The 18,345-nt window shown below is 62.6% G+C and carries 17 protein-coding genes and 1 riboswitch; of the genes, 6 read left to right on the top strand and 11 right to left on the bottom strand.

The features are described 5' to 3' along the window. The 3 genes from U0L91_RS01295 to bsh all read right to left on the bottom strand — a co-directional run bounded on the left by U0L91_RS01295 (window position 1) and on the right by bsh (window position 3,706). The gene (locus U0L91_RS01295) at window positions 1-1,098 is read right to left on the bottom strand and encodes a glycosyltransferase family 1 protein (RefSeq protein ID WP_330044209.1); all 1,098 of its coding nucleotides are present in this window, start codon (window positions 1,096-1,098) and stop codon (window positions 1-3) included. A 9-nt stretch (window positions 1,099-1,107) separates the two neighbouring features. Continuing rightward, a complete protein-coding gene (locus U0L91_RS01290) occupies window positions 1,108-2,382 on the bottom strand; it encodes an EpsG family protein (protein WP_330044208.1) in 1,275 nt (424 codons plus the stop codon). 352 nt (window positions 2,383-2,734) lie between these two features. Beyond that, window positions 2,735-3,706 (bottom strand): choloylglycine hydrolase, encoded by a 972-nt coding sequence (gene bsh, locus U0L91_RS01285; protein WP_330044207.1) that lies wholly within the window; start codon window positions 3,704-3,706, stop codon window positions 2,735-2,737. Between the two features lie 167 nt (window positions 3,707-3,873). On the opposite strand from bsh, the gene U0L91_RS01280 reads away from it, so the two are divergent. Further along, window positions 3,874-4,044 (top strand): hypothetical protein, encoded by a 171-nt coding sequence (locus U0L91_RS01280; RefSeq protein ID WP_330044205.1) that lies wholly within the window; start codon window positions 3,874-3,876, stop codon window positions 4,042-4,044. Window positions 4,045-4,274: 230 nt separating this feature from the next. Here U0L91_RS01280 and U0L91_RS01275 read toward each other — a convergent pair whose 3' ends face one another. The 5 genes from U0L91_RS01275 to U0L91_RS01255 form a co-directional block, all read right to left on the bottom strand. Continuing rightward, window positions 4,275-4,592, bottom strand: coding sequence for an L-rhamnose mutarotase (locus tag U0L91_RS01275; protein ID WP_330044203.1), 318 nt, complete (start codon window positions 4,590-4,592; stop codon window positions 4,275-4,277). Window positions 4,593-4,610: 18 nt separating this feature from the next. After that, the gene (locus tag U0L91_RS01270) at window positions 4,611-5,429 is read right to left on the bottom strand and encodes a sugar phosphate isomerase/epimerase family protein (protein WP_330044202.1); all 819 of its coding nucleotides are present in this window, start codon (window positions 5,427-5,429) and stop codon (window positions 4,611-4,613) included. Beyond that, on the bottom strand, window positions 5,426-6,568 hold the full coding sequence (locus tag U0L91_RS01265) for a glycoside hydrolase family 88/105 protein (protein WP_330044200.1): 1,143 nt from the start codon (window positions 6,566-6,568) through the stop codon (window positions 5,426-5,428). The genes U0L91_RS01270 and U0L91_RS01265 overlap by 4 nt, the downstream gene beginning before the upstream one ends. Further along, the gene (locus tag U0L91_RS01260) at window positions 6,516-7,484 is read right to left on the bottom strand and encodes a helix-turn-helix transcriptional regulator (protein WP_330044199.1); all 969 of its coding nucleotides are present in this window, start codon (window positions 7,482-7,484) and stop codon (window positions 6,516-6,518) included. Before U0L91_RS01260 ends, U0L91_RS01265 begins: the two co-directional genes overlap by 53 nt. A 327-nt stretch (window positions 7,485-7,811) precedes the next feature. After that, window positions 7,812-8,717, bottom strand: a complete 906-nt coding sequence (locus tag U0L91_RS01255) for a type I phosphomannose isomerase catalytic subunit (protein ID WP_330044197.1) — start codon at window positions 8,715-8,717, stop codon at window positions 7,812-7,814. A 260-nt stretch (window positions 8,718-8,977) separates the two neighbouring features. Here U0L91_RS01255 and U0L91_RS01250 point away from each other — a divergent pair, with 260 nt between their 5' ends. Both U0L91_RS01250 and U0L91_RS01245 read left to right on the top strand, forming a co-directional pair. Continuing rightward, window positions 8,978-10,654: a phospho-sugar mutase gene (locus tag U0L91_RS01250; protein ID WP_330044195.1), complete on the top strand. Its 1,677-nt coding sequence runs from the start codon at window positions 8,978-8,980 to the stop codon at window positions 10,652-10,654. Window positions 10,655-10,659: 5 nt separating this feature from the next. After that, window positions 10,660-12,015, top strand: coding sequence for a GH1 family beta-glucosidase (locus U0L91_RS01245; protein WP_330044193.1), 1,356 nt, complete (start codon window positions 10,660-10,662; stop codon window positions 12,013-12,015). A 43-nt stretch (window positions 12,016-12,058) separates the two neighbouring features. Here U0L91_RS01245 and U0L91_RS01240 read toward each other — a convergent pair whose 3' ends face one another. The 3 genes from U0L91_RS01240 to U0L91_RS01230 all read right to left on the bottom strand — a co-directional run bounded on the left by U0L91_RS01240 (window position 12,059) and on the right by U0L91_RS01230 (window position 14,807). After that, a complete protein-coding gene (locus U0L91_RS01240) occupies window positions 12,059-12,571 on the bottom strand; it encodes a GNAT family N-acetyltransferase (RefSeq protein WP_330044192.1) in 513 nt (170 codons plus the stop codon). After that, window positions 12,561-13,757: a cation:proton antiporter domain-containing protein gene (locus U0L91_RS01235; RefSeq protein WP_330044190.1), complete on the bottom strand. Its 1,197-nt coding sequence runs from the start codon at window positions 13,755-13,757 to the stop codon at window positions 12,561-12,563. Before U0L91_RS01235 ends, U0L91_RS01240 begins: the two co-directional genes overlap by 11 nt. Window positions 13,758-13,823: 66 nt before the next feature. Next, window positions 13,824-13,898, bottom strand: a riboswitch (Fluoride riboswitch). Window positions 13,899-13,940: 42 nt separating this feature from the next. After that, window positions 13,941-14,807: an AraC family transcriptional regulator gene (locus U0L91_RS01230; protein WP_330044188.1), complete on the bottom strand. Its 867-nt coding sequence runs from the start codon at window positions 14,805-14,807 to the stop codon at window positions 13,941-13,943. Between the two features lie 299 nt (window positions 14,808-15,106). On the opposite strand from U0L91_RS01230, the gene U0L91_RS01225 reads away from it, so the two are divergent. The 3 genes from U0L91_RS01225 to U0L91_RS01215 are packed head-to-tail and all read left to right on the top strand — an operon-like array spanning window position 15,107 to window position 18,114. Continuing rightward, the gene (locus tag U0L91_RS01225; RefSeq protein WP_330044186.1) at window positions 15,107-16,387 is read left to right on the top strand and encodes an ABC transporter substrate-binding protein; all 1,281 of its coding nucleotides are present in this window, start codon (window positions 15,107-15,109) and stop codon (window positions 16,385-16,387) included. After that, on the top strand, window positions 16,387-17,271 hold the full coding sequence (locus tag U0L91_RS01220) for a carbohydrate ABC transporter permease (protein ID WP_330044183.1): 885 nt from the start codon (window positions 16,387-16,389) through the stop codon (window positions 17,269-17,271). The genes U0L91_RS01225 and U0L91_RS01220 overlap by 1 nt, the downstream gene beginning before the upstream one ends. Window positions 17,272-17,274: 3 nt before the next feature. After that, window positions 17,275-18,114, top strand: coding sequence for a carbohydrate ABC transporter permease (locus U0L91_RS01215; protein ID WP_330044182.1), 840 nt, complete (start codon window positions 17,275-17,277; stop codon window positions 18,112-18,114). Window positions 18,115-18,345: the final 231 nt, after the last annotated feature.

The raw sequence follows: 18,345 nt of genomic DNA, 5'->3' as shown, positions 1-18,345 counted from the left end.
TTATTCCACTCCCGCTTTTTTCAAATAAAATTTTTCCAGTTTTCGGGCTGCAGAAACAATATCATAGCCCGCAGCTGCAATTTCTCGGCTATGGTCTGTTCTCGGTGTTTCAATTCTGTTTAAAATGTGCTCTGCCCACTGCCTGGCTGGGCTGCACAAATCCATGGTTGTGACCAGATCTGAGGTCACAACACATTCTTTGGGGACATGGTCGGAAATAACGCAAGGCAATCCTGCCGCCTGAGCCTCTACCATTGTAACGGGAAGACCCTCATAGTGTGATGGGAACACAAAGACATCCATTGCCTGCATAAGTTCATTCACATCTGATCGTACTCCTGTCAAAATCACCTTGTTTCCTATTCCCAATGTGCGTCCCTTTTCTCGAATGTGTTCCCGCTCTGCTCCTCCTCCCACCAGTAGTAACCTAGCTCTTGGTTCTGCTGCCAATATACTTTGGAATATCTCCAGCAAAAACTCATGATTTTTGGCCGGTGTAAAATTTCCGACATGTCCAATCACGATGTTATCTTCGAGCCCAAGTTCTTTTCGAATTTTTAGTGCGCATTCGGCTGAATAACGATATGCCTGCACATCAATTGCATTGGGTACAACTTGAAAAGGGGTTCCACCAAACATCCATTTTCCTGCCTGTTGTCCACATGCAAATAAATTCGTTGCATACTTTGGAATTTTTGTCATGTAGTATCTTTTAATAGGATATTTAAAATTTTTAACTGCCCCGCTAGAATGACTGTGCGCAATTCTAATCGGGATATTGCACTCTTCAGCACATTGTAGCGCAACCGAACTCAGACAATCCTGGTGAACATGAACAATAGAATATTCAGGATGCTCCAAGAAAAAAGTTTTCAGTTCTGTTCGATACGATCGGCTCCAGGGAATGAGTCGGGAAATATGAAAGATTCTGCCTCCGAGTTGCCGGATTTCTTGATCGTAGTCTGCTTCAAAGTCACGATGCACCAAAAAATCAAATTGGACTTTTTCCCGGTCAATATGCCGATAATAATTCATCAGCATCGTCTCAAGCCCGCCGCGTCCCATATATGTTACAATCTGCAAAATCCTGACAGACATATTCCCACCTCAAATAAGATTCCATGCCATATGCATCTGATAATAAAAGAACGCTAGGTAGCCTGCCACAAGCCCAAATCTGACAAGTCGTGCCGAGTCCTTGGTAAACATTCTGTCAATCAGCCAAGGGCAAACAACATATCCCGGTAATGTCGTATAGATCGGCAGACGTCCAATGTAAATTCCGGAAGTTGCCCCTGACAGAATATAAAACGCGGAAGTTACCACTGCACAGTTGGCAAATATATTCATTGCCGGGTCATCTGCTTCATCAAGATATCGTTTTCCCACCAGTGCAATGACGGCCGGAATGGAATAAAACAGAATCCGGAAAACATTGGTTCCATCATCTGTTGTCCAAATCTCGTTGGTAATCATATCGCTGTACTGTGTCTCTGCCAGCACTGTGTCCAAAATAGATGTGAAATTATCAATGAACAATGTCGCTATCAGAATTACGCCAAGAATCAAAAGTGTCTTTTTATTCCAAGCTTTTCCCTGGATTGCGAATATAACCGGGATCATCAACAGGGCCGAGCCGTGGATTGTAGCTGCGAGCAATATAACTAGGATTGCCGGAAGATATCTTTTTCTCAGAATCAATTTATAGGAGAGCAAAACTATACAGACTGCAATAAACTGTCTGATGCCGTTAAACATCCACGACAGATAATCCGTTGACGCCACAAACATAAAGAAAGTAAGTAAAAAATAGTTAGAATATCTGCGAAAGAACCAGATTACGCAAAACATTTGGAATGCTGCAATCAGGAAAAAGAAAAAATGATCGTTCTGTCCAACAAATATTTTCACGATACATGTTAAAACAGAAAATCCCTGATCCTTAGTATGTCCCATCAAGTACTCTGGGAGCTGGACGGGATTTGACGGAACATCCGCAAAGATTTGGCGGTATACCTCGGTATCGCCAAAATTGGTCCGGTTCATTGCCCAGACAACATAGGGCAGTGCAAGAATGATACAGGCCGGCCAACCCCACTGTCCCACCGAACTCGTCTGTCCTGGCAAAAGCATTGCTTTTTTGGGAAACAGCATTGTGAGTGCAATTCCTGCCACTGCCAGCCAGATCAGCAGCCACCAGTAATTTGTAAGGGTCATCTTCTCTTCCTCAATTTCCGCATCCGCCGGGGGCGATGCCAAAGATTGTCCGCCGCCGGGGCGGGCGGGGTGCCGGGCCGGGGCCGGATTGACCGGCGCGGAAGCCCAGCGAGATAATATAAATTCCCAATTATCTATTATAGCACGCTCTTTGGTGTTTGCCAAATTCTTTTCGCCCCCTTGACGGTCCATGTTTGTCGATGGTCCGTGATTTCCGTCTTTTTTGACAAGACTTGTCAGCGAAATTATCACATTTCCGAAGGTTCCCGAAGCGGCGGGGCCGGGCGGAGATGCGGCAAAGGACGGAGCCGGGCGCAAAGCGCGGCAGTGGCTGAGGTGGGCGGAGAATGGGGACAGGGTGCGGGCCGAGCAGCGAGCCGTGACCCGGGAAGAGCCGGGCGGGGCCGGGCGGGAGGCGGGTCGGGCACAAAAATGTGGCGGGCGGAGAGGGCCTTGGCCAGGGGCCGGGCACAAAAAGACGTGGTGGGTGGAGAAGGTCCCGGCCAAGGGAGGCGCGTCAGAGCACGGTGAAGGACGGTGCGGTGTGCAGCGGGTGGACGGACAGGCCCGGGGCGGACATCTCGGCCTCGGTCATGGGGACGGCGGTGACGGTGCTGTTTTCGTAGGTCTTGTAATAATAGACGCCGCGGGTCGTATTGATGCAGCTGCTGTAAAGGGTGTATTCGGGGCAGCCGTCGGCGGTATAGGCCATGCCGCGGGCGACGGCCACGGCGTCCAGCAGGTGGAAGAACTGCGCCACCGAATCGGGCTCGGTCTCCTCGCAGCGGGAGTTCAGGCGATGGAAGGCCGCGCGGACGAAGCGGGAGGCCGGCGAGGAGTCGCCGGGCAGGCCTACGGCGCCCATGCCCAGGCCGTAGGGGTGCAGCGGCGTCTGGGGGGCGAAGCGGTTGGCCGGGTAGCGGGGCGTCAGGTTGAGGTAGGTATCGAGGTTGATGCGGTGATAGGCAAACGGCGGGTTGTTGGTCAGCACGCCCACGTCGTTTTCCGACACGCGGAGGCCGTCCTGCATCTGCTCAAGCACCAGACATTCCCGGTCGTCGCAGAGCATCCAGTGCAGCGCGGCCACCGGCAGGTCGGGGGCGGCCGGGACGTCGGTGATGCGCAGGCGGGACAGATCGTCCCGCAGTTCGGCGACCGAGGCGTACCGGCCGAGGAACCAGGGGATCAGCTCATGGGCGGCGAGGTTGAGGTGGGTGGCATCGGGCGGGAAGTACCGGGCCGAGCCGGGAAAGTACAGTCCCGCCATGGCCAGGCCGCGCTCATTGGCGGCCTCGGCATAGAGGGGGCGGTCGTCGCGGGTGGCGGCCATCCCGATCATTGCATAGCGGGTGGTCAGGACCTTGCCGCTGCAGAGCAGCAGGTCATGGTTCCGGGGCGTGATGACAACCTTGTGGCCGAACCCCTGTTCCAGGTCGAGATTTCTGCCGAAATAGTGGTCGCGGGTCGTCAGTTCGATGCAGGTGCACATGGTTCTCCCTCCTTCCCCACAAGTCTTGCCCGGACGGCGGGGCGGCAATCGCCGCAGGGCGCTGCCAATCTTGTCCAGCCGAGGAATTTTATTGCACGCGCAGGGAGGGAAACCGCATCCAGGGGCTGTCCAGCGGTTACCGGTCTACCGCAAGGCCTCCGGACCGGGTGCCTGTACATCCGGCGGGTCTGTGCCGAGCCGGGCATCACGCAGGGCAGGCACTGTATCTGAATCCGGACGGCGTGACGCTGGCGGTTGTCGTGGCGGAGCAGGGGTGCCTGTACATCCAACGAGCCTGTGCCGAGGCGGGCATCACGCAGGGCAGGCACTGTATCTGAATCCGGGCAGCGTGACGCTGGCGGCTGCCGCGCCGGAGAAGCCGGGATTTCCCGGGCGGCGGCGCAAGGGGGGCCTGCCCCGCGGAGCGGGCGCGGGAAGTCTGGCCGCACATTGCGGAGCTGCGCCGAAGATGCCGGTCCCGGTGGTCCGTCCGCTGTACGGCACCGCCGACCCGCAGATGACAAAAACCCCGCCGCCGCGGTCGGGCCGCGGCGGCGGGGTTTGTTGATCAATCCAGACGGAAGACCGGTTCCAGCTTGGGCTGGGCGCCGGTTTCGGGGTCCATCTCCAGTTCCAGGACATCCTTCATGTACTCGTTCCAGCGGTCCACGACGGGGCTCTCGGCCTGGGTGCGCTCGGCAAAGGCAATGCCCTTCTCGCACTCGTAGTAGCCGAACAGCTCGTCGCCGTTGGCGAAGATCGTGTAGTTGCAGATGCCGGCGTCCTTGAGGACCTGTTTCATCTCGGGCCAGATCTGATTGTGACGGCGGACATACTCCGCCTTGCAGCCGGGTTTGATGCGGCCTTTCCATGCCATGCGTTCCATTGTACAGTACCTCCCTGTTCACTGAACCAGACCGCGCAGGAACGCCAGGTCGGCGGCTGCGCCGGAATGGATGGTTTCCTCCCGCAGCAGCGGGAGATCGGAATGACCGGCACGGAGCCAGTCGGCGATGACGGTGTAGTCCATCCGTCCTTCGCCGAGCAGCCTGGGACAGTAGGTGCCGGTGTCGTCCCAGACGAAATCCTTGATATGCAGCGCAGTGATGCGGTTCCCGAAGGCTTCGAGCCAGGCCCGCCAGACCTCGCCCTGCCGCCCGATGGCGGCGGGGGTGATGACGTTGGCGGGGTCAAAGATCATCCGCAGGCGGGGCGAACCGTCCACGGCGTCCAGCAGCTCCCGCATGACGGGGATGCTGTCCAGCGGGTACCAGTCCACCGGCTCGACGGCGAAATCCTGGCCCAGGCGCTCGGCCTCGGCGACGATCTGCCGCACGCTGCGGATCATGGCGGGGCGGCGGGCCGCCTTGCCGGCCGCATCGAGATGGTCGTAGGAGGTCTCGGTGCCGACGCAGAGCGCGCCGAGGCGCCGGGCCTGGGCCAGACTGCGGCAGACGCGGTTCACGGCGTCGGTGCGGACCGCCTCGTCGGGGTTGCTGAGATCCACATAGCAGCCCAGCACCGCGATCTGGATGCCGTGGTCCGAGAAGGCGGTGCGGATCTCGTCGAGCTGGGCGTCCGTGACGCGGAGCAGGTCGCCGGCGCCCGCGATGGCCTTGGGGATGGCGAGCTGGGCGGTGTTGTAGCCGCCCTGCTGCAGGATGCGCGCGAGTTCCTGCGGCGGCAGACAGCCGAAATCATGCGCGCGGACACCGATTCTCACAGCGTTCCTCCCTTTCCGTACCAGGCGGCGAGGGCCTCGGCCAGGGCCAGGATGGTCAGCGACTGGCCGTAGGCCATCGGCTCGATGAGGATGTTCTTGTAGTGGTCGGCGTTCATGCCCATGCCGGTGCCGGCCGAGACATTGCGCACCGTGCCGTCCTCGTCGATGTTGTCGAGGATGGCGCGGACCGCGCGGGCTGCGACGGGCAGACAGCCGTCGTCCAGAATGCCGGTCCGGATGCCCTTGAGCAGGCCGGCCGTGATGGCCGCCGAGCCCGAGACCTCCTCGTAGCTGGTGGGGTCGTCCAGGACGGTGTGCCATAGGCCGGACTCGCTCTGCAGACGGCAGAGTGCCGAGACCTGCGCCTTGTAGGTATCGGTGACGAGCGTCTTGACGCCGCGGTTGAGGGTGCCGCGGAAATCCTCGAGCCAGTCCAGGATGCCCAGCGTGAACCAGCTGTTGCCCCGGCACCAGAAAACGCCGCCGAAATTGTCCATCCGGTTGAAGCTCCAGCCGTGGTAGAACAGCCCGGTGTGGGTGTCGTACAGGTACTTGATGTGCAGCAGCACCTGATGGATGGATTCGTCCACCCAGTCATCGCGGTGGTAGCGGTGACCCATCCGGTTGAGGAAGAGCACCGTCATGAAGAGGGTGTCGATCCACATCTCGTTCTCGTTGAGGCGGACCCCCTGACGGTCGCCGTTGGCGCTGGTCACATGCTGGAACCCGCCCTCCCGGGTGCGGGGCAGGCAGGTCATCAGCCAGTCGGCCCAGTCCAGGCAGAGCTTTTCAAACTCGGGGTTGTGGACCCAGAGGTTGAAATCCGCAAGGGTGAGCAGCGGCGTTGTGGTGTTGATGTTGTGGCTGGGCAGGCCCTGGCGCAGGTTGCCGGCGAACCAGTCGTTGAGGAAGTCCACATACTGGCGCGAGCCGGTGTACTGCATCATCCGCAGCAGGCCGTACAGGCCGACGCCCTGGGGCCAGTCCCACTCGGTGATGCCGAAATCGCGGCGGAAAAAGCCGACGGCCTCGCCGCCGTTCTTGAGTTCGTCCTCGTTTTCCGGGCCGCCGAGGTGGAGCAGTTTGTCAATGACGAGATCCAGTTTGGCGCGGATCTCGGTCTCGGATGGTGGATTCATCAGGTTCCCTCCGTTCATTGTCTTGTGCGGGGTTCTTGCGGAACTGCGCAGGGGCGGTTCCGAAATGCCGCTTGAAGATGCGTTCAAAATAGGACAGGCTTTCAAAGCCGACGGCCTCGGCGACGGCGGAGACCGGCAGTGCGGTCTCGAGCAGCAGGCCGCGGGCTTTTTGCAGACGGAGCAGGTTGATGTAGGTGCGGATGCCCACACCGGTGACCTCGCGGAAGGAGCGGCTGAGATAGAACTTGCTGAGGTAGGTGCGGGCCGCCAGTTCGTCGAGGGTCAGCGGCGCCGTGAAATGGTCCGAGATGTAATCCGCCGCCGCATACACCGCGGTGTACTTGCCGGGCGCATCGGTCCCGCCGTCCCGCAGGCAGGAGACGGGGGTCTTTTCGCGCCAGAAGGCGATGAAGAACTCGAGGATCTTGAGGTCCACGAGGGTGCGGCTGCGGGGCAGCGGCTGTTCCATCTCACGCATGATGAGGCGCAGCGTGCCGCACAGCTCGGAGAACTGCGCAGCGGACAGGGCATAGATGCCGTAATGGCTGTGCAGGAACTCGGCCAGATGCAGCTCGGGGAAGATCTCGTCGTAGCGGCGGACCTTGTCGCGGTCCAGGTAGAGGATGATCCGCTCATAGGCGGGGTCGGGGTCGTTGAGGACCGAATGGGACATATGGATCTGGCCGCTGTCCACCAGGATCAGGCTGCCGGCCTCGGCCAGATAGGCGCGGTTGTCGAAGAAGATCTGCCGCCGTCCCTGCACGAGCAGGTAGATCTCGTACTCCTGATGGAAGTGACTGCTGCGCATATCGTAGTGGGAGGGCCGGCGCATCTCCTCGAGGAGGATGCCGTCCCGCCGGCGGCAGAACAGTGTGCTGTCGCCGCTAACCGGGTTGTGAAGCGACCGGGTCTCCATCCGGAACTCCTTTCGACGAAGCCGCCGGTGGGGCGGCGCGCAGAGGGCGGCCGTCGGCACGCCCGCGGACGGGACCCGGTCCGTCGGCGGGAGGGAGATGCCGGCGCCGGGCCCTTTTGCCTATTATACCGCCAAACGGTCCGTCTGTCATGCCCTTTCGGCGGGATGCCGGCAAAAAGAACTGCGCGCCCCTCTACCGCCATGCTACCACATTCCGGCGGCGGGGACTTGCACTTTTTTGCGCGGACGGGGCGATTTTCGCACTTTCTTGCGCACAACGCAAAAGACCCCCGCCCCGCCGGGCGGCGGGAAGCGGGGGTGCGGGGTTCAGATGCGGGTGACGATGACGCGGCAGTTGCCTTCCACCCGGAAGGTGCCGCTGCCGGCAGGCAGGAAATAGCTGTCGCCGGGGGCCAGCGGGGCGGTGTCGCCGTCGGCGGTCAGGGTGCCGGTGCCCTCGATGACGAGCAGATGCACAAAACTGGTGTCGTCTGCGGTGTCGGTGAAGGGGGCGGTGCGGTCGTCCGAGGTAAAGTACCGGCAGCTGCCCAGGTGCCCGGTGGGGGCGGGCTGGCGGACCGGGCCGCGGGTCGTCACGTCGAGGGCCTGGTCGATGTGGAGCTGACGGGGCTTGCCGTCGGTGCCGAGGCGGCCGTAGTCGTAGATGCGGTAGGTCACATTGGAGCTCTGCTGGATCTCGGCCACCACGATGCCGTGGCAGATGGCGTGCAGGGTGCCCGCGGGGATGAAAAAGACATCGCCCCGCTTGACCGGCTCGACGTGGAGCACCTCGGTCAGGGTGTGGCTGCGGATGCGCTCGGCGAATTCCTCGCGGCTGATCTCATGGTCAAAGCCATAATAAAGGAAGGCGCCCGGCTCGGCCTCCAGCACCACCCACATTTCCACCTTGCCGTGCTGGCCCTCGTGGGCCAGGGCGTAGTCGTCGCCGGGATGGACCTGGATGGACAGGTCGCCGTGGGCGTCGATGAGCTTGATGAGGACCGGGAAATAGGAGAACTGCCGTCCGTGGGTGCCCAGCGCTTCGGGATGGGCGGCCAGGTAGTCGGGCAGCGGCGTGCCGTCCGGCATCCGGCAGGCCCCGTCGGGATGGCAGGAGAGCACCCACGCTTCGGCCAGCGGGTGCAGATCGCTCTGCACGCCGAACCGGGTGCGCAGTCTGTCGCCGCCCCACAGGTAATCCTTGCAGGCAGGGATCAGTTTATAAGCTGGCATGGAAATTGTTTCACCTCATTTGTTTCGGGCCGTCCGGGGCCTGGTGCGGTCCCGGGCGGGCGGCGGGCGGTATACTTACTATATACCACCGCGCCGCCGTGCGCAAGGGTTTCGGGCGAGAAAAAAGCTCCGTGTCGCGTTTTCCGGCCGCAAAGCCTTGCAATCCGCGGCGCAGAAGTCCATAATGGAATCAGCCCTGCGGCGGGTATCGGACCCCCGCCGGGTCCGATGAATTCTTCACCGCAAAGGAGTATTCCCTGATGCAATACCAAGATGTTCTGAACCTCTGGCGTGCCCGCGCCGTCGAGGACCCCGACCTGACCGCCGAGCTGGAGGCCGTTGCCGGGGACGAGGCCGCGGTCACCGACCGGTTCTACCGGGATCTGGCGTTCGGCACCGGCGGGCTGCGCGGCGTGCTGGGCGCCGGCACCAACCGGATGAACCTGTACACGATCCGCCGGGCCACCCAGGGCCTGGCCGATTACCTGAATGCGTCCGGCCTGCCGCGCAAGGTGGCGCTGGCGCACGACAGCCGCCACAAGGGCGAATTGTTCTGCCGCGAGGCCGCCCGCGTGCTGGCCGCCAACGGCATCACCGCCTACCTCTACCCGCGCCTTGAGCCCACGCCGGCGCTCTCCTGGGCGGTGCGGTATCTGGGCTGCGGCGCCGGCATCTGCGTGACGGCCAGCCACAACCCCGCCCGGTACAACGGCTACAAGGTCTACGGCGCCGACGGCTGCCAGATCACGCTGGACGCCGCCGCCCGGGTGCTGGCCGCGATGGAACAACACGATTATTTTGACAGCCCCCGCCTGATGGACTACGACAGCGCGGTGGCCCAGGGGCGGATCGTCGCGATTGACGACCGCTGCCTGTCGGATTTTGTGGACGCCGTGCTGGCGCTGCGCCCCGGCAACGACGTATCCCACCTGAAGCTGGTCTACACCCCGCTCAACGGCACCGGCCTGGAACCGGTGCGGATGCTGCTGGACCGGATGGGGGTGACCCATGTCACGGTGGTGCCCGAGCAGGAAGCCCCCGACGGGGATTTTCCGACCTGCCCCTACCCCAACCCCGAGATCCGCGAGGCGATGGAGACCGGCCTGAAGCTCTGCGACACCGTCCATCCCGACCTGATGATCGGCACCGACCCGGACTGCGACCGGATGGGCGCGGCGGTGCCGGACGGCCGGGGCGGCTACCGGCTGCTCTCCGGCAATGAGATGGGGGTGCTGCTGCTGGATTACATCTGCCGCACCCGGCAGGCCAACGGCACGATGCCCGAGAACCCGGTGGCCGTGACGACGATTGTCTCGACCGACATGGCCACCCCCATCGCCGCGCACTACGGCGTCGAGCTGCGCCGCACGCTGACCGGCTTCAAGTTCATCGGCGAGCAGATCGGCCTGCTGGAGGCCGAGGGCCACGCCGAGCGGTACCTCTTCGGGTTTGAGGAGAGCTACGGGTATCTGTCGGGCGGCCATGTGCGGGACAAGGACGGCGTCAACGCGGTCATGCTGGCCTGCGAGGCCGCGGCCTGGTACGCCGCCCGCGGTATGAGCCTGCTGGACGCCGTCAACGCGCTGTACGCCGAATACGGCTGGTACCGCAACGCGCTGCACAGCTTCACCTTTGAGGGGGAGAGCGGCATGCACACGATGCAGGCGATCATGGCGGGGCTGCGGGACAGCGCGCCCCGGCAGATTGCGGGCTACGCGGTAACCGGCGTGACGGATTACCGCGCCGACGGAACCGGTCTGCCCCGGGCCGACGTTCTGGAATACCGGCTGGAGAACGGCGCCAAGCTGATGGTGCGCCCCTCCGGCACCGAACCCAAGATCAAGGTGTATCTGTCCGCGGTGGCGGACAGCGCCGAGGCCGCCGATGCGATCAACGAGAAGCTGGCCGGGGCGGCGGCCGGCTGGATGCGGAGGTAAGGACGATGGCGCATTTTCCCGAAACGTTTGTCTGGGGCGCGGCGTCCGCCGCCTACCAGATTGAGGGCGGCGCCCGGGACGGCGGCCGCGGGCCGAGCATCTGGGACACCTTCTCCCACACGCCGGGCAACGTGGCCCGGGGCGAGACCGGCGACGTGGCCTGCGACAGCTACCATCGCTGGCAGGAGGATGTCGGGCTGCTGCGCTCGATGCATCTGAGCGCCTACCGGTTCAGCATCTCCTGGCCGCGGGTGCTGCCCGACGGCGACGGCGACTGGAACCCCGACGGCCTGGCCTACTACGACCGCCTTGTGGATGCGCTGCGGGCGGCGGGCATCGAGCCCTACATCACGCTGTACCACTGGGACCTGCCCCAGGCGCTGGAGGACCGCGGCGGCTGGCAGAGTGCCGACACCGCCCGCGCGTTCGGCCGGTATGCGGCGGGGCTGGCGGCGCATTTCCGCGGCCGGGTGACCCACTGGTTCACGATCAACGAGATTGCCTGCATTGTGGGCATGGGCTACGGCCGGGGCAACCACGCCCCGGGGCTGCGGCTGCCGCTGGAAGGGCAGTTCCGCTGCTGGCAGAACGTCATGCTGGCCCACTGCCTGGCCGAGCAGGCGCTGCACGAGGCGGACCCCGCCAACATCGTGGGGCTGGCCTCGACGGGGCGGATCTGCCACCCGGTGACCGAGGACCCCGCCGACCTGCAGGCGGCCCGCCGGCTGACCTTTGCCTGCCCGGACGAGGACTGGACCTTCACCCACCAGATGCTGCTCGACCCGCTGTGTCTGGGACACTGGCCGCAGGACGCCGGCCCGCGGCTGCGCGCCTGCTTTGCGCGGACCGACCCCGCGCTGACCCGGGCGCTGGCCTTCGGCAAGCCCGACGTGATCGGCCTGAACATCTACAACTCGGTGCCCGCCCGGATGGAGGCGGACGGTCCGGCCTTTGTCCGGCGTCCCACCGGCTGGCCCCGCACCGCCATCGGCTGGCCGATCGAGCCGTCCAGCCTGCGCTGGGGGCCGCGGTTCATCGGGGAGCGGTACGGCCTGCCGCTCTATATCACCGAGAACGGCCTGTCCTGCAACGACAAGATCTATCTGGACGGCCAGGTTCACGATGCCGACCGCATCGACTTCACGACGCGGTATCTGCGGGAACTGGCCCGGGGCATCGCGGAGGGCGCCGACGTGCGCGGCTACTTCCACTGGTCGCTCATCGACAATTTTGAATGGTACAGCGGATACAGCGAGCGGTTCGGCCTGGTCTATATGGACTATGCCGCCGGACAGCGTCTGCCCAAGGACAGCGCCCGCTGGTATGCCCGTGTGGCCGCCGACAACGGCCGCTGCCTCTGAACATGCAAGATCCCCCGGAGTTTCGGCTCCGGGGGATTTGTGTTTATCCGGGCAGGCGCTCGTAGGCCAGGCGTTCCCCGCGGCTCCCGTCGCCGTGGGACACCCGGATGATGCCGCAGCGGCGGAAGCCGTTGTCCTCAAGCAGCCGCTGCATGACGGCGTTGTCGGCGTGGGTGTCGGCCCGCAGATGGGGCGACCGGCGCAGGCAGAAGGCCAGCACCGCCGCAAAGACGCCGGGGGCGGTGCCGTCGCTGGCCAGCCGGTGGATGGTGGCGTAGGGTGCCTCGCTGCCCCAGGCGCCGCGGATCTCGGCGTAGGTGGGGTCCGCCCCGGCGATCAGCGCAAAGGCCGCGCAGAGGGTGCCGCCGCGGCAGACCGCATAGAGGTGCCCCGCCGCGATGTCGCCGGCCAGCAGGTCGGCGGGCGGGTAGTCGGTGCCCCACTGGGTGGGGTTGCCGCAGCGGATCATATACCGCCGGGCGCTGTCATAGACGGCCAGCAGGGCCGGCAGGTCGGCCGGGACGGCGGGGCGGACGGTGAGCGGTTCAGGCAGCATGGCAGTCTCCTTCCCGGTCGAGCAGGCGGCGGTAGCTGCCGTCCACGGCCAGCGCGCCGAGCGGTGCCGTGATGAGGATGGCCAGCACGGCCACGGTGAGCACGACCGACCCGCAGGCCAGCCCCATCGAGAGGGGCACCCCGCCGATGGCCGCCTGGACGGTAGCCTTGGGGGTGTAGGCGATCATGCAGAACAGCCGCTCCCGCCGCGGCAGGCCGGTGCCGAGCAGGCAGCAGAAAACACCGGCCATCCGGAAGACCAGCGCGCCGAGGATGACGAGCAGCGCCGCCGCGCCGGACGCCGCCGCGTACCGCACATCGACGGTGGCGCCCACCAGCACGAAGAGGACGATCTCGGCCGCGACCCACAGGCGGGAGAATTTGGCCGACAGGCGCGCCGCGACCTCGGGGCGGCAGCGGTTGACGGCGATGCCGCAGCTCATGACCGCGATCAGGCCGGAGAACGGGAAGATGCCCTTGAGGGCGTTTTCCAGCGCGACGGCGAGGAAGGCCAGGCTGAGCAGCACGATGACCTTGACGGAGTCCCGGACATGGAGGCGGCGGTAGACGGCGCCGAACAGCAGCCCGACGCCGGCGCCGGCCGCCGCGCCGGTGAGGATGGAGACAGGGATCTGGACAAAGGTGGCGGGGTTGACCGTGCCGCCCTGGGCCAGCCCCGTGAAGGCCGAGAAGAGCACGATGACAAAGACATCATCGACCGAGGCGCCGGCGAGCAGCATCTGGGGGATGCTGTGGGCGGTGCCGTAGCCCTGCTCCATCAGGCGGAGCATCCGGGGCACGATGACGGCGGGCGACACGGCGGCCACGACGGCGCCGAGGATGGCCGCCTCGAGCAGCGAGAGGCCGAGCAGCCGGGGCGCCAGGATGAGCATGCCGGCGATCTCGAAGCAGGCGGGCACAAAGCAGAGCAGCACGGCGGGGCGGCCGACCCGGCGCAGGTCGTCGAGATTGAGGGAGAGCCCGGCCCGGGTCAGGATGATGATGAGGGCCAGCTGGCGCAGGTCGGCCGAGATGCCGAGCAGCGAGCTGTCCAGCAGGTTGAGGACCGACGGTCCCAGCAGGATGCCGGTGAGCAGCATTCCCAGCAGCCCGGGCAGGCGCAGCCGGGCAAACAGGCTGCCCAGCGCCAGCCCGACCAGAAAGATCAGTGCAAGACTTGTCAACATTGGCAGATTCCTCCGGTTTGAGTGATGGCGGCCGCGCAGACAAAAAAAGCTGATGACTCCACAAGGTTTCTTGCAGAAGTCATCAGCTCAATCAGCAATTCAGGCGCGCGGCCAAGGGAGAACTTCATTCCCGCAGGTTACTATACCATACCCGCCGCGTTTGCGCAAGAGGCAATTTGAGCCTCACTCCGACCGGATGCAGTGGGTCTGCCGGTAGGCGCGGGGCGCCATGCCGTACACCCCCTTGAAGGCGCGGGAGAAATGCAGCTGGTTGTTGTAGCTGACCATCGCCGCAATGGTGCCGATGGGCAGCGAGCTCTCCTTGAGCAGCTGGGCCGCGCGGGCCATCCGGTAATGCAGCAGGAAGGTCTGGGGGCTTTCGCCCATCGTGTCGCGGAACAGCTTGCCGAAATAGCTGCGGTTGAGCCCGCAGAACGCCGCGATGTCCTCCACCGAGATGTCGCGCTGGTAGTTCTGTTCGATGAAGGAGAGCGCTTCCTTGGTGTAGAAGTCCCGCAGCCGCCGCTGGCTCTGCTGCCGCTTGCCGGCCGAGGATTCCACCAGCTGGTCCAGGAAGAGGAACCCCTGGCCGATCTGGCGGATCGGGCTGGCCTGGGCGTGGTTGACAATGTACAGCATCTGTTCCTGCAGCCGGCGTCCGGCCTCGCGGTTCTGCGGGGTGTAGACCGGCTTCTTGCGGCTCAGCCCGGCCAGGGTCAGCGTCTCACGCGCGCGCAGGCCGTCGAACTCAATCCAGGTGTACTCCCACGGGTCCTCCCGGTCCGCCACATAGGTGGTGGGCTGGTCCGGCACGATGAGGAAGCCGTGCCCGCCTGTGACGGGGTACTCGTTGCCGTCGGCATACAGCGTGCCTTTGCCGGCAATGACATAGTGGAACAGGTAGTGATTGCGTGTGTACGGCCCGTAGGAATGCATCGGTTCGGTGCGCTCCCAGCCGAACTGATACAGGTTCAGATCCACGAACCGTTCGTCCTGAAACACATGGAATTTGAGCTTGTTGTCGGTCTGCACATCGCTGAGGTTCTGCATGATACAGCCCCCTTCACACTTTTTTCTTATTATATACCAAAATGCTGCCCGACTTCAACAAAAAATGGGGTCAACCTCTAAATTGAGATATAAAAAGTTGTGTCAGGATATTCACCCTTTGTCCGTCAAATTGTATAATAATGCCGTCAGAAAGGGAAAGCTATTGTGCATAGTGCACATTGCACAAAACTTTCCCGGATTTTTCAGCACTTTGGCGAGAGTCAAATTCGCCCCGCTGCCGCACCGACCGGGCTGGCAGCCGATCCACTGCGAAAGATCTAACAGGAGGAAAATATCTTATGAACATCAAATGGAAACTGGCAACCGGCATGGCGGCAGCATGCCTGGCGGCCGGTCTGGTCGGGTGTGGGTCCGACAGCGCAGATGGCGAGATCAACCTGACCTTCCAGATCTGGGACGTGGCGCAGCGCGCCGGTATGGAGGCGATGTGCGAGGCTTACACCGAGCAGCATCCCAATGTCCATATCGAAGTCCAGGTCACCAGCTGGGACGAGTACTGGACCAAGCTGGAAGCGGCCGCCATTTCCAACCAGATGCCCGACATCTTCTGGATGCACACCAATGAAATCCTGAAGTATGCCGACTACGGCAAGCTGGCAGACTGCTCCGACATTGTGGAAACCGAGCATTTCTCCGATATTTCTCTGGCCAACGCCAGCGGCTCGGACGGCAACCTCTACGCCGTTCCCAAGGACAAAGACACCGTCGGCCTTGTGTACAACAAGGAGATGTTCGATGCGGCGGGCGTGGCCTACCCGGATGACACCTGGACGTGGGACGACCTGGTGGATGCGTCGCAGAAGATCTACGACGCGACCGGCAAATACGGCTACATGGCCTACGGCGACGATCAGCTGGGCTACTGGAACTTCGTGTACCAGGCGGGCGGCAGCATCCTGACCGAGGACAAGACCCACGGCAACTTCACCGATCCCGGCACCCGCAAGGGCATGGAATTCTACATCGGTCTGCAGAGCTATGACTGGTGCCCCGACCAGACCTATTTTGCCGAGACCGCGCCCGGCACCGCCTTCTTCTCCGAGAAGGGCGCCATGTTCCTGGAAGGTGACTGGAACATCCTCAGCGAGCTGCAGAACTATCCCGACATGGTCGGCAAGTGGGACGTTGCGGTTCTGCCCAAGTGCCCCGATCCCGTCAAGGGTGAGGGCCGTGCCTCCATCTCGAACGGTCTGAGCTACGCCACCAGCGCCACCAACAAGCACCTTGACGTGGTCAAGGACGTGCTGAAGTTCTTCGGCAGCGAGGAAGGCCAGCGCATCCAGGGCGAGAGCGGCGCCGCCATCCCCGCCTACGAGGGCCTCGAAGAGACCTGGGTCGGCGTCTTTGACGACTATCCGATCAACGTCCAGCCGTTCATTGATATGTTTGATTACTGCGTCCAGAGCGTCAACAACGCCGCCCGCCCCGAGTGGAAGACCCCGGTCAGCGATACGCTGCTCAAGATCTACACCGGCCAGCTGGATCTGGACACCGGCCTGCAGACCATGCAGCAGATCGTGGATGAGGCCAGTGCCGAATATTACGAGGAGGATGCGTAATGCAAAAGACATCGAAGCTTGCCCGCGACGGTGCAAAGTGGGGCCTCATCATGGTGGCGCCTACCATCATCGGTCTGCTGGTTCTGAATATCTGGCCCTTCATTCAGGCCATTTACATGAGCTTTTCCAAGTCCCTGCCCTTCGGCATGTTTGAGTTCGAGGGTATTGACAATTACGTCGAAATGTTCCAGAATGTTGAATTCTGGAAGGCAACGTGGAACACCATCCTGTTCTGCATCCTGACGGTGCCGGTCGGCATCTTCCTGGCGCTGCTGGTCGCCGTGCTGCTCAACAGCAAGATCCGCGGCCGCACGACCTTCCGCGCCATCTTCTTCCTGCCGATGGTCGTGGCGCCTGCCGCCGTGGCCATGGTCTGGAAGTGGATTTTTAACACCCAGTATGGTATTATTAATACGCTGTTCGGTGCCAACATCGGTTGGCTGACCGACGCCCGGTTCGTACTGTTCACCTGCGCGATTGTGCAGATCTGGAGCAACATCGGCTATGATGCCGTGCTGCTGCTCGCCGGTCTGCAGAACGTCTCCGCCACCCTGTATGAGGCCGCCGACCTGGACGGCGCGTCCAAGGTCAAGCAGTTCTTCTCCATCACGCTGCCCATGGTCTCTCCCACGCTGTTCGTCGTCATGATCATGCGTCTGATGTCCTCGCTGAAGGTCTTTGACCTGATCTACATGATGGTGGATGATGCCAACCCCGCGCTCAACGATGCCCAGAGCCTGATGTCCCTGTTCTACCGCCAGAGCTTCATCGCCGGCGACAAGGGCTATGCCTCCGCCATCGTTGTCTGGACCGTCCTGCTGATCGGCATTGTCACGATCTTCCAGTTCATCGGCCAGAAAAAGTGGGTCAATTACGAGGTGTAAGGTATGAATACTACTAGTATGAAAAGCAATCAGCGGCTTTCCACTGCGCTGACGTACATCGTGCTGATCCTGGGCAGCGTCCTGATGATCTTCCCCTTCGTGTGGATGATCCTGACCAGCTTCAAGACGCAGGCCGAGTCCATGGCCATTCCGCCGCAGATTCTGCCCTCCCACTGGGATCTGGACAACTTCGTCACCGCGCTGCAGAGCCTGCCCTTCGTCAACCTGTACATCAACACGGGCCTGCTCATCCTCTTCCGTGTTCTGTGCGCCGTCATCTTCAGCTCGATGGCCGGCTATGCCTTCGCCAAGCTGGAGTTCCCCTGCAAGAAGCTGCTGTTCGGCATCGTTCTGGTTCAGATGATGCTGCCCAGCCAGATCTTCATCACCCCGCAGTACCTGATGCTCGCCCGCATGGGCCTGACCAACACGATCTTCGCGCTGGTGTTCCCGGGCCTGGTTTCGGCGTTCGGCACCTTCTTCCTGCGGCAGACCTATCTCGGCATCCCCAATGAGATTGCCGAGGCCGCCTATCTGGACGGCTGCAACAAGTGGCAGACCTTCACCAAGGTCATGTTCCCGCTGACCGGTTCCAGCTGCGCCGCGCTGGCCATCTTCACCGCCGTGTTTGCCTACTCCGACCTGATGTGGCCGCTGATCTGCAACACCGACCTGAACATGATGACCCTGTCGGCCGGTCTGTCCACCCTGAACGGTCAGTACACCACCAACTTCCCGGTCCTGATGGCCGGCAGCCTTCTGGCCATGATCCCCATGGTCATTCTCTACCTGCTGTTCCAGAAGCAGTTCATCCAGGGCATTGCCATGACCGGCGGCAAATAACAGCCGGTTGCCCCTTCTTCGTGATCCGGCCGCTCCCTGCGGGGAGTCCGGCCCCGGCCGCCGCGCTCCGGTAAGCGCCAGGCGGCCCTCATAGGCTCCCGCGGGGAGTCACAGCGCGGCAGTCGGACGGTCGGCGGCAAGACCGTCCGCCCGGCTGCCGCCTTTCTTGGGAGATTCAGTGTCGGGACTGCGGTCCCGCGCTTGGAAATATATAATTCAGGAGGACCTTAT

It is taken from the genome of Gemmiger sp. (genome assembly GCF_036306485.1).
Lineage (GTDB): Bacteria > Bacillota > Clostridia > Oscillospirales > Ruminococcaceae > Gemmiger.
This window is presented reverse-complemented; position numbering and strand designations above follow the sequence as displayed.